Annotated in this window: 6 protein-coding genes and 1 pseudogene; 2 read left to right on the forward strand and 5 right to left on the reverse strand. The window is 41.0% G+C overall.

Annotated elements, in window-relative coordinates:
- Window positions 1-130 precede the first annotated feature (130 nt).
- Window positions 131-1,330, reverse strand: coding sequence for an AGE family epimerase/isomerase (locus AC1D7X_RS15000; protein ID WP_495456826.1), 1,200 nt, complete (start codon window positions 1,328-1,330; stop codon window positions 131-133).
- 144 nt (window positions 1,331-1,474) lie between these two features.
- Here AC1D7X_RS15000 and tnpB point away from each other — a divergent pair.
- Window positions 1,475-2,479: pseudogene (gene tnpB, locus AC1D7X_RS15005) on the forward strand (IS200/IS605 family element RNA-guided endonuclease TnpB); the annotation flags it as partial.
- 190 nt (window positions 2,480-2,669) lie between these two features.
- Here tnpB and AC1D7X_RS15010 read toward each other — a convergent pair.
- The 4 genes from AC1D7X_RS15010 to gdhA all read right to left on the reverse strand — a co-directional run bounded on the left by AC1D7X_RS15010 (window position 2,670) and on the right by gdhA (window position 9,936).
- Window positions 2,670-3,671: a glycoside hydrolase family 113 gene (locus AC1D7X_RS15010; protein WP_495475532.1), complete on the reverse strand. Its 1,002-nt coding sequence runs from the start codon at window positions 3,669-3,671 to the stop codon at window positions 2,670-2,672.
- Window positions 3,672-3,710: 39 nt separating this feature from the next.
- Window positions 3,711-6,173, reverse strand: a complete 2,463-nt coding sequence (locus tag AC1D7X_RS15015; RefSeq protein ID WP_495475533.1) for a beta-mannosidase — start codon at window positions 6,171-6,173, stop codon at window positions 3,711-3,713.
- Between the two features lie 295 nt (window positions 6,174-6,468).
- The gene (locus tag AC1D7X_RS15020) at window positions 6,469-8,334 is read right to left on the reverse strand and encodes an LTA synthase family protein (protein ID WP_495475534.1); all 1,866 of its coding nucleotides are present in this window, start codon (window positions 8,332-8,334) and stop codon (window positions 6,469-6,471) included.
- 222 nt (window positions 8,335-8,556) lie between these two features.
- On the reverse strand, window positions 8,557-9,936 hold the full coding sequence (gene gdhA, locus AC1D7X_RS15025) for an NADP-specific glutamate dehydrogenase (protein WP_495456822.1): 1,380 nt from the start codon (window positions 9,934-9,936) through the stop codon (window positions 8,557-8,559).
- Window positions 9,937-10,096: 160 nt separating this feature from the next.
- Here gdhA and AC1D7X_RS15030 point away from each other — a divergent pair, with 160 nt between their 5' ends.
- Window positions 10,097-12,424, forward strand: coding sequence for an ATP-dependent DNA helicase (locus tag AC1D7X_RS15030; RefSeq protein WP_495475535.1), 2,328 nt, complete (start codon window positions 10,097-10,099; stop codon window positions 12,422-12,424).
- Window positions 12,425-12,435: the final 11 nt, after the last annotated feature.

Below are 12,435 nucleotides of genomic sequence, written 5' to 3' on the forward strand. Positions count from 1 at the left end.
GTTGATTCGACACTTCCATGATACCAACAAGCAAGGTGTTTTTGTCAATAAGGATAAATTTATTAGATTCTTCTTACAGTCTTAAGGTTGTAAGCTGATTATCCAGCTGCGAAAGTTGAGTTATTGAGTATTACTTCAATCGCTCCAACATCTCCATACAAGCTCTTCCATTATGGTAAGGACATTTCCAAGGACTGACCTTGGAGTTCTCTAAGTTAGGTAGACCCTCGCGGTTGACACTCCAGAACCATTCACCATGTTCATGGTCAACGATAAATGTCTGAATGAATTCCCAAGACTTACGAGCAGTTTGTTCAAACTTGACGTCACCGGTCATTTGATAAGCGTTGTAGAAGCCGACCATAGCTTCAGCTTGTGGCCACCAGTCTTTATCGGTATCGAGGAGTCCTGTAGCATTGGCTTCATTCAGAATGCCACCATCAGGGTCGATACCTTCATTGTAAGTAGCTTCTGCCATAGCAATCGCTACTAATTTCGTGCGTTCTAGTATTGTTGTATTACCTAAGACTTCTGCGGCTTCTAGCAACAGCCAACTGCCTTCAATGTCATGTCCATAAGAAATGTGGTCAGACTTCACATGCCATTCTTCATCAAAGAATAATAGGAAGTGATTCGTAACAGGATCTACGATATGATCTAATGTCACTTCTATTAATTCTTGAAGCTTCGTAGATAGAACAGTAGAGGACCATACACGTAATAGATTAGTATAAGCCTCCATCACATGTAGGTGAGTATTCATGGATTTCTTCTCATTCAGGTCCTTATCACTGAGGCTCAAGTCATCTGTGATTTGCCAGTCGCGAGAAAGAGCTTCTATGTACCCCTTATGAACAGGGTCATAACTATACTTCTCAAGAACATGGAACAATAGGATAGCTTGTGATAGGGCTTCTTCGTGCCCAGTAGCTCGATGATATTCGGATAAGGCATAGATGGCAAAGGCCTGACCATAGACCTGTTTCTTATCTTCTGCAGGCTTACCGTCAGCTGTGAGCATCCAGAAAAGTCCACCATGTTCCTGATCTATGAAGTTGGTTATGATATATTCATAGGCACGGTCTGCCATAGTCAAGTAATCGTTATTCTTATAGATTCGATATGCAGCAGAGAAGGTCCAGAGAATACGGGTGTTCAGTACAAGACTTTTCTCAGCTCCTTCTACAACTTGGAGGTCTTTTTTGATCTCGCCTAGGAAACCTCCTTGTGAATGATCTAAGGTGTTCTTCATCCAGAAAGCTAGTATATTTTCTTGTAATTCTCGCTCTATGTCAGATATCCATGGTGTAACTTGATTTGCCATATTCATAAGAATCCCGCCTACATATTTATTTTATAAAAGATTTTGAGAACACTCGTGACTTCAGTCATGAGATGAATTAAAATGGTTTTGTCTTTCTAAATCAGTACATATGTTCTATAATTAAGGTAATATTAACCAAAGAGGGTGTACATGATGAACCATCACAAAGCTTTTAAATTTCGTATCTATCCAACCAAGGAACAAATCATCTTAATCCATAAAACGTTAGGATGTACTCGCTTTGTGTTTAACTTTTTCTTAAGCAAGCAACAGCAAAAAGATGCCTATTGGAATATCTGCGAACTAATGGTTCAAAATGGACAGCTACCTCAAAATAATTGGAAAGGCGCTTATTTTCATAAGTACACTTCGATCAAAGATTTAAAAGAATTAAAGCAACACTATCCTTTCTTAAAAGAAGTGGATAGCATCTCTTTACAAAAATCAGTGGAAAATCTACATGATGCCTATACACGTTACTATAAAAAGCAAAATCGAATACCGCATTTTAAGAGTAAAAAGAATCCGATCCAATCCTATACAACCAAAATGACCAATGGGAACATTGCTGTCCAGGGAAACCAACTCAAACTGCCTAAGTTAGGATGGGTTCGCTTTGCCAAGTCCAGAGAAGTGGATGGACGCATTTTGAATGCTACGATTAGACGGAATCCATCAGGGAAGTATTTTGTGTCCATTGTAGCTGAAGTAGACATTCAAGCATTTCTCAAAACCCATCAGGAAGTCGGCATTGACTTAGGTATTAAACAATTTTCAGTGTTAAGTCAAGGGAAACCAATCGATAATCTACACTTCCTGCGAAACAGGGAACAAAAATTAAAAAGAGAACAACGCACGTTGTCCAGAAGAACCATGGGTTCTTCGAATTGGTATAAGCAAAAAATCAAGGTAGCCCGAATTCACGAACAAATTGGTAACGCCAGAATGGACTTCTTGCAACAACACTCAACGGCATTGGTCAAAAACCACGACCTCATTGCTATAGAAGATTTACAAGTATCCAATATGATCAAGAACCATCGGTTAGCCAAAAGTATCGCAGATGTGTCTTGGGCTGAGTTCCGTAGACAACTGGAATACAAGGCGAAATGGTATGGCAAACAAATTGTGGCGGTGAGTCCATGGTTTCCGTCTTCGCAATTGTGTTCATGTTGCGGATTTCAGTACAAAGAAGCCAAGAAGCTATCCTTCGGGAATGGGACTGTCCGCAATGCGGAACCCATCAGGAACGAGACCACAATGCCAGCATCAATATTCTTCAAGAAGCGAAAAGACTTCTTTCCGCATAAAAAAGAAAACCGTAGGGACTACGGGGATAGCCTACTTACCTTACTCCGATCGGAGTATTAGAGTAGGAATCCAGCGACTTTAGTCGTGGGAGGTTCAAAAAAGATTCATACTGACGTTGAATGATACTCTCGGATGCTTTGGCGTAAGGACAGTAATCATCATTAATAGAAGCTTTCTCTGGAGGATATAACTGAGCAGGCCAATCCCATAACATATATCCCTGCACCCAATCTCGGTTGTTGCAGTGTTCAAACATCGTCCGATAGAAATCAGCTTGGGCCTCTTCATTTGGTTCTCCTTGAAGCTCCCAATCATTCGGAAGATATGGAGATCCTGTGCGACTTGGACATCCCGTCTCCATGAAGAAGAAAGGTTTGTCGTATTGCCGAACAACAGGTTCGATACGATCAAGCTGTTCTTCCCAACGGTCAATCGGATAGTAACCACTAGATGAGATCACATCGACAGCATCCCACCACTTCACTTGATTCTCTTGATACTTATCGCAGTTATACGTGATAATCCCCGAATACACTTGTCTAACATCTTGAATAAGCTGACGCCACTCGGTCTCACGTCGATCCGTCTGGACCATCTCACAGCCCACACAGAACATGTCGCATCCTAATTTCTCAGCCATAGCTGCGTAATGAAGAATAAATCGAGTGTAGGATGCGAACCAATCAGACCATTTCGGCTCACATGGGACATCAACATCGAAAAAGTTAATATGAGCTCTCCAAGTCCCGTCGGCACAGTTAACAATGGGCTTTAAGCAGACTCGTAAGCCAAGGGATTGTGCCTTTTGAATGGCCCATGTTACTTCTTCATCCGTAACGGTTGGTTCATCTTGATACATAATTTCAGTTGAATGTGCGGTTTTCTGTAGGGCTGAGAAAGCGATCGTGGTCCAATTCACACCTAACGTACGGGCCATTTCCTCCATGGAATGTTCAGCACTTGGATTATTCCAAGTGCCTCGAATGCCAGTGAACCCCCATGTCATTCCACCGATAAATTCATTTAGACTGTTCATATGTCTACCTCTTTCTTAGGGCTGTATCCAATTCTTGTGTTACTCTGCCATATCTACAGCACTACGAATGTAGAGGGTCGATTGAAGTGTCTCCAGGGTTACAGATGATGGCAATCGATCTTTACGCAAAGTTACCTTCTTCACCTGATCCGGACATAAGTCGAAATAATTGTCACTCCATTTGACATCTAGTTCAGCGAATTCTAATTCCACGTACTTCGCAAGTTGCGGAGATGTTAATGTAAGCTCAAATGTCGATTCTTGCTCAGTCCATTCGGTAGCTATCGTTACCGGTTTTAAGTGGAAGTGTTTGGCGACAGTGAAAATAAGGACACTTTCACTTACAATATCGTCTGACGTATTCACTAAGCGATATTCTAGATAAGCAGAGCGCATCTCTTCCTCCGTTAGATGTGAGGAGAAGTCAAGTTCAACCACAGATGTAGAACTGAGTGAATGTGCGTCAACCTGTTGAGACCCTTGTTGGTCTAATCCTGATGTCGTGCTACGAAGTCTCCAAGACAGGGTTCCTTGGAAGGAATTCATCGTTTCATTGGATACATGAAGGGATACTTTCTTACCTTTTTCGCAAGCGGAGAGAAGTATAGGTGAGAAGAATCTTTTGGCGAAATAATGAAGTGCCTTCCAACGACCGTAGTAATCGATGCTCGACCAAGAAGCCACCGGCCAACAGTCATTCAGTTGCCAGTAGATGGCTCCCATACAGCGACCACGATTACGTCTCCAATGTTCTACTCCGTATTTCATCGCTTCTGCCTGTAATAGTTGGGAAGCATAAATAAGGGATGAGAAATCCTTAGGATATTTGAAATTCTGAGCTAAGTAGTACATGATTTTGCCGTTCGCACCATCATTCTTCTGATGTCGTTCCATGACATAGGAGAAGATATTTCTGTCTTCAGGTTCAGTGAAACTCTCAATCGTCTTCAAGCTTGGGAAAGATTGAAAACCGAATTCAGAACAGAATCGGAAGTGGAACGAGCGATAGTCAGTAAATGGCTTCAGGCCATGCCATACATCCCAGTAATGGGCGTCGCCTCTGTTCTCATCGCTTGGATTATCAAAGCTACCACCGGAAGAGGGTGAAGAAGCCCAATAGAAGGTGTTAGGATCGTATTGTGCAGCTACGTCTGCAAGGAGTACTTCGAATTGTTTAATATAATCTTCTTTCATCTTATCGGTCTTCGGGAAACCCCAATCCACAATGGCGGATTCAATCTCGTTATTGCCACACCACATTCCTAGAGAAGCGTGATGACGTAGACGTTGAATATTATCGATCGCTTCTTGTTTGATGTTGGCTGCGAATTCCTCTGATAAATCATATACCGCGCAAGCGAACATGAAGTCTTGCCATACGATGAGCCCGTAGCGGTCACACAGATCGTAGAAAGATTGATCTGGATAAATGCCACCACCCCAAACGCGAATACAGTTAAAATTCGCCTCAATACAGTCACGAATAAGACCTTCCGTCTTAGCTACGGACGTTCTAGGCAATAGGTTATCTTCAGGAATATAATTGGCACCCATAGCAAATATGGAGACACCATTGATCTCGAATTCGAACGTTTCGCCCCATGTGTCAGGTTCTTGTTTAACGCGGATTGTCCGTAATCCTATGGTGTAATCTTGTTGATCGACTTGAATGTCTCCATCAAAGAGTTCAATGACAACGTTATAGAGAGGTTGATGGCCATAGCCATTAGGCCACCAGAGTTGTGGGTTGTCGATGGTCATCATCAAATTCTGGATACCATGCTCAGCTTGATTTCTAGAACGAATGATCGAGCCATCAGGTGTTGTAACGGATACTTCAACATTCAACTGTTGCGCTTTCCATGATGCAAGCTCAAGGCGAATTTCTAGTTCGACTTGCTCCTGCGTGTGATGTTGAGTCATATATACATCTTGAATCCGTCCTGTGTTATACGCGTTTATATAAATATCTCGCCAGATTCCGGCATCAGGTAATTGTGGACCCCAATCCCATCCGTAGCTGGAATGGGCTTTACGAATGTGAGGAAATCCATCAACCGCGTGTTCTACACCCCACATATGGGATGCCTCTTGTTTCTGTGCGATATATTCAAGTGTGTTATGGAAATAGATAATGATTTCATTCATACCAAGTTGGATGAAGGGTTTAACGTCAAGTTTATAGGTACGGTGCATATTATCTGTATGGGCTACAATCTGGCCATTCATGTGAACGGTTGCAAGTGTATCTAGTCCTTCACATACTAATTCTAAGCAATCGTTTTGATAAAGATCTTCAGATACGTCAAAGCTACGTGAGTAGCGATACTCTTGACGCATAACGTCCTTAGCATTCTGTTCATTGTCACGATAGTAAGGATCCTCAATTATTCCGGCTTGAAGTAGATCGGTATATACTGACCCGGGTACCTGAACCTCCTGCATTGAAAGTCCGAGATTGTCTTGAAGTTGCCAAATTCCTGTTAGTGATAAAGTTTTCATGTGGCATATTCCTTTCTTTTCAGAGAAAATTTAATTTTTGTTTTCGTTTTGTTATTTAAATTAGCTACTTTTGTTATAATCCTATTTCCGTTAAATATCAAGACATAATTGAATATTTAATAAAAGTAAATAAAATTTTGTCATAAAAGAAAACGTTACCGTAAAAATTCGTTATTATTTAGTTATATGTTTTTTAGGGGTGGAAAGACGTGAAATGCTGAGGGATGGAATAAAAAAGGGTGTCCTTAGCCATTCTTATGACTTAAGGACACCTGCTATGGATGGAAGATGATGATTATTGTTGTTCTTTTTTACGATCGGGTAATTGCGTAACATAACTATCTGAGAGGTGGAGTAACTCTAGAGCACGCTCATATTCGGATTCTGTTACGCCTTCTGAAGGCTTAGTGGAATCTCCGAGGGGATAATGAGTTCCATCTTCAAATCCGTTCCCTGGGACGAAGAGGGCTGTGTCACTCAGGAAAGACCCAGTAGGGAGATAGTATCTTTCAGGTAGTAAGTTAGAATTCTGGTTCAACATGTCTTGCCCGAAATGAATCTGAGAATCTAACGAGGCACCTACTAAGTTAGCTATGGTTGGTAAAAGATCTACTTGACCACCGATCTGTTCAAGGATACGAGGTGAGGTGATTCCAGTTCCACTTATGACGAGTGGAATATTAAGCATATCCTTGTAACTATATTCATGTCTGTAAATTTCCTCCATGAGTTTCTCGTCATCACGTTCTAGAGAATACATAGGTAGACCCATATGATCTCCGTAAGTGAGAATGATGCTATTATCCCATACACCGTTCTTTTTCAGGTCATCGATGAACAATCCAAGCGCATAATCAGCGTAATTCTGAGCACGAATGTAATCTCCTACGAAGGTACCTTCATAACGTTCGGGTAATGTCATTTTGTATTTATTTTCTGGGATAGAGAACGGATGATGTGCTGTCATAGAAATGACTTGCGCATAGAAAGGATCTTGCGATTGGTCCATCTCTTGTAACTTGGCTGCCGACTTATGATACAAGACCTCATCTGTAGCTCCGAAAAATACAACATCTTCGTCCTCAAAAAATTCTTGAGCATAATATTTATCGAATCCAAGGGCTTCGTATAATTCTCGGCGATTCCAGAATTCCACATTGTTCGTGTGGAAGGTGGCGCTCTGATATCCGTATTCTTTTAACAGTTTGGGAAGACTCGGCAATTGCTTATCAGGATAATTCTGTGTAGCAGCACCTACTGCAGGGATATAAAAAGATGTATTCACCATAAATTCGGCATCAGAGGTATTACCCTGCCCAACTTGTTGATAGAAATTAGGGAAGTAAAAATGCTCATTAGCCAATTTATTCATATTAGGTGTAATTTCATGACCATCAATCTTCAAGTTAATCAAGAAATTCTGAAATGACTCCAATTGAATGATGATGACGTTCTTTCCTTGAGCAGACTTCCAAAAGGTAGGTTTTATGGGTGCAGTTGTTTTCTTCAATGAATTGATCAAATCCTGCGAAATGTTCTCCATTGGAATGGGTTCGGTCTTATCTTTAGAGAAGATGGTATAGGCCTCATAACTAAGGATTCCCATCTCCTGTGCCTTTGTAATTTCATTCATACTTGCACGATTTGGAAGGATATTAAAGAGACACAGAACTACCGATAGAATAAATAATATCGACATGACTCGCTTGCTTCCTTTATGCGCGGTATGACGTTTCCATTGTTTAAACTTCGTGTGACGAAAGGAAAGAATGAAGAACAGGATAATGTCAGTGAAAATAAATAAATAATAAGGAGCAAGAAGTGAGAAGACGCTGTTACTTACAGCCGTTACTTGATTCACTTGTTCAAGTGCATGATAGGTCACGATGACACCATAATATTTATAATACATAATGACTGCAAAGAATATGGCTGTAACAAGAAGGTTAAAAATCATATACCAGGTTAATTTACGTTTGCTAGCGAACCATTCAACGAGACTAAATAATAGCCATATGAAGGGAAGTTCGGTAATTAGCACTTTCCAAGGTAACAAGTCTCCAAAGGTCACAGCCCAAGCTAAATATCCCTTTAGCAATAAAATAATGGTGAACAAAACGAAAGGCTTTAGTAGAAGCCTTCTTACAGATGACCAAGACATGAGTGACTTCCTTTCTAAATGAAAAAAATACAATCAATCATAATTATGCTCTCGGAGTCAGTAGATGTCAAAACTAGGGTTGTCGATTCATTTGATATTCAGTAACTTGCATCGGAAATACACAAATAAGGCATCCTACATACGAATAGAAGGTAAGTAGGATGCCTTATTAAGGTTGGGGCGTTATTTGGTTATAAGTTCCTCACCAAGTGTATAAGACGCTTAGATGACACCTTGAGCCAACATAGCATCAGCCACTTTGATGAATCCTGCAATATTAGCTCCAACAACAAGATTCCCAGGATATCCATAAGTTTCAGCTGCTTCAGCACTGCTCTTATAGATGTTGATCATGATCTGATGTAGTTTGGCATCGACTTCTTCAAAGGTCCAAGATAATCTCATGCTATTCTGTGACATTTCAAGAGCAGACACGGCAACACCACCCGCATTTGCGGCCTTAGCAGGTCCGAATAGAATACCATTCTCCAAAAATACATCAATAGCTGCAAGGGTAGATGGCATGTTCGCACCTTCTGCTACAGCTTTTACACCATTCTTAACGAGCAATTTAGCGGATTCTTCATCAATCTCATTCTGTGTAGCACATGGGAGTGCAATATCACAAGGAATAGACCAGATACCCTGACAACCTTCATAATACTTAGCATTAGGGTGTTCCTTCACATATTCACTGATTCGTTTTCTTTCGACTTCCTTAAGCCTTTGTACAGTTTCGTAATGGATTCCCTCAGGATCATAGATATATCCGTTAGAGTCACTACATGCAACGACTTTTGCACCCAATTGAGTTGCTTTCTGGATCGCGTAGATGGCCACGTTTCCTGAACCGGAGACTACCACAGTAGTTCCTTCTAATTGAAGTGATTGAGCTTGTAGCATTTCATTTACAAAATAAACAGTACCATAACCTGTTGCTTCAGGACGTGCTAAGCTACCGCCATAGCCAATTCCTTTACCGGTAAGAACTCCAGCCTGATTACCACCTTGAATTCTTTTGTATTGTCCGAACATGTAACCTATTTCTCTAGCGCCAACACCAATGTCACCAGCGGGTACATCGGTATCAGGACCGATATATTTATAAAGTTCTGTCATGAAGCTTTGTGTGAATCTCATGACTTCGTTATCTGACTTTTCTTTAGGATCGAAGTCTGATCCGCCTTTTCCTCCACCAATCGGTAATCCGGTAAGTGAGTTTTTGAAAATCTGCTCGAATCCAAGGAATTTAATAATGCTTGAGTTAACGGAAGGATGGAAGCGAAGACCACCTTTATAAGGACCAATGGCACTGTTAAATTGCACACGATATCCACGGTTAACTCTGACTTGTCCTTGATCATCTACCCAAGGTACTCGGAACATAATTAGTCTTTCAGGTTCCACTAGTCTTTCCAGAATACCGGCATTCATGTATTTTGGTTGTTTAGCTAGCGAGGGAACAAGAGAATCTAATATTTCTTTTACTGCTTGATGAAATTCACTTTCATTGGGATTTCTTTTTTGCACAGTTTCAAAGACACGGTTTACATATTGTTTAGCGTTCACTTCATCAGGCTCACTTACATGTAGAAATGTCATATTTAAAATCTCTCCTCTATTGAAACTTTTTCTCTGTTTTTAAGAATTATACACTTTTTCTGTATCACTTCAACACATTAATACGTTAAGTTGATCATTTCGAGCATTTATTATTGATATAAGAGCATCTAATCACAAAGGCCTATTCATGTTATGATGAATGAAATACATATGGGAACGGGTGATCCTATTGGAAGCGTCAGGCAACGAGCAGAAACAGGTGAGAATATCAGTTAGACCTTTGGCTGAGTATGTCTATCGTAGCGGAGATATCGAATCTGGATTCCGCACGATGACTGCGTTCCATGAAGGTACTAGAATTCATCAACAAATTCAGAAAGCCTACAAAGATGGTGATTTGAAAGAAGTATCCCTCAAGGCAGAGATTCTATTCGATGATATCCTTTTTGTTATTGAGGGAAGATGTGATGGGCTACTCCTCTTAGAGGAAGGTTTAATGGTTGACGAGATCAAATCAACTTCTTCGGATATAAATCTTTTGGAAGAAGGCCACGAAGTTCACTGGGTGCAAGCACAACTATATGCCTATATGGTAGCGAAAGAACAAGGATTAGGTCAAATGAAGATTCAATTAACGTATATTCAAGTGATGACAGGTGAAGAGAAGAGGTTCATACGAACCTATACGTTTTCTGAGTTAGAGTCTGTGCTAATGGAGGTGCTGAGTAACTATAGTCCTTATGCTTCTTTAAGGATAGATAATGCCCTTCGTAGAGATGACAGCATTAGATCATTGCCTTTTCCTTTTGACACCTATCGTGAGGGACAGAGAAAGTTAGCTGGGGCTGTATACCAGACCATTAGAGAAGGGCAGAAGTTATTTGCAAAAGCACCTACAGGTATTGGGAAGACACTGTCAACGTTGTTTCCATCCGTAAAGGCAATCGGAGAAGGGCTACTTCGGCAAATTTTTTACCTCACGGCTAGAACTACAACACGAACTGCTGCAGAACAAGCATTTGGGTTAATGCAATCGAGAGGACTCTATATACAGACTGTGACGTTGACGGCAAAGGACAAAATATGTTTCCAAGATAAAGTCTCTTGTCGTAAAGAGGACTGCCCATTTGCAGAAGGATATTATGACCGTCTTAACGGGGCGATCATGGACATTCTGTCGAATGAGACGTTAATGGATAGACCGGTGATTGAGCGTTACGCTCGCAAGCATCAATTATGCCCTTTTGAGTTCTCACTAGATGTAGCCTATGCCGTAGATGTTATCATTTGTGATTACAATTATGTTTTTGATCCGCGAGTATCATTGAAGCGATTGTTCGAAGAGCAGAAGAAAAAGACTGTATTGCTAGTGGATGAAGCTCATAATTTAGTAGACCGAGGGAGGGAGATGTTCTCAGCCTCGATAGGGAAAATGGCATTTCTAGAGCTTCAGAGAGGATATAAGGGGAAGAATGATCGCTTGTATGACGCATCTCGTGTGGTGAATCAAAATTTTATTCGGTTGAAAAAGGAATGTGGAGAGGCTAAACGGAAGTTGTGGAATGAACCTCCGAATGAGCTTTTAGAAGGGTTGGAGATCTTTGTTCAAGAAGCAGAACTGGAACTTCAAAGAATTGGACAAGATGAGTTGGAGTCGCGCCAGTTGCTCTTAGATACCTATTTTGCTGCACAAAATATGATTCGAATTTCTAAGCTATATGATGAACGGTATGTAACCTATGCTGAAATTATTCGAACTGGCGTCATCATCAAAATGTTCTGTATGGATCCATCAGCTCTGCTTGCTCAAGCGGTTAAAGGATTTCGTTCAACGATATTCTTCTCTGCAACGTTATCTCCTCTTCATTATTATCGAGATATGCTTGGAGCGGGAGACGATGATTATAGTGTAACGGTACCTTCTCCATTCCATCCCGAACAATTAGATGTTCGAATTGAGCCCTTATCCACGAGATACCGAGATCGTGAGAAGACGAAGGATGCATTAGTGCTCTTATTGAGTCAGATGGTACGGGAGAAGAAAGGAAATTATCTGATCTTTTTTCCATCCTATCAATATTTACATGATATCTATGAGCCATTTATAACGGATAACGGTGACCTGACGACCATTGTACAGGGGATAGGCATGGCTGAGGAGGAAAGAGAGGCATTCTTAGCTTCTTTTCGAGCGGACAACACAGAGACATTCATCGGATTTGCTGTGTTAGGGGGGATTTTCTCGGAAGGGATTGATCTACAGGGGGATCGATTGAACGGTGTTGCTATTGTGGGGGTGGGTCTGCCTCAGATAGGACTGGAGAGAGACTTAATCAAGGATTACTTCAATGAGATCGGTAAGAATGGATACGACTATTCCTATGTATATCCAGGTATGAATAAAGTGCAGCAAGCGGGAGGCAGATTGATTCGCTCAGAACAAGACACAGGCATTCTAATGCTAGTAGATGATCGTTTCATGCAACGCCAATATCAAAGCTTATTACCTGAAGAGTGGAAGGGATAGAAGGGCTCCTG

The sequence above is a fragment of the Paenibacillus sp. Y568 genome, assembly GCF_059445545.1.

Coding starts and splice junctions, on each gene's coding strand:
- AC1D7X_RS15015 (WP_495475533.1), bottom strand. CDS start 6,173: ATGAAAACTTTATCACTAACAGGAATTTGGCAACTTCAAGACAATCTC.
- AC1D7X_RS15020 (WP_495475534.1), bottom strand. CDS start 8,334: ATGTCTTGGTCATCTGTAAGAAGGCTTCTACTAAAGCCTTTCGTTTTG.
- AC1D7X_RS15000 (WP_495456826.1), bottom strand. CDS start 1,330: ATGAATATGGCAAATCAAGTTACACCATGGATATCTGACATAGAGCGA.
- AC1D7X_RS15030 (WP_495475535.1), top strand. CDS start 10,097: ATGAAATACATATGGGAACGGGTGATCCTATTGGAAGCGTCAGGCAAC.
- AC1D7X_RS15010 (WP_495475532.1), bottom strand. CDS start 3,671: ATGAACAGTCTAAATGAATTTATCGGTGGAATGACATGGGGGTTCACT.
- gdhA (WP_495456822.1), bottom strand. CDS start 9,936: ATGACATTTCTACATGTAAGTGAGCCTGATGAAGTGAACGCTAAACAA.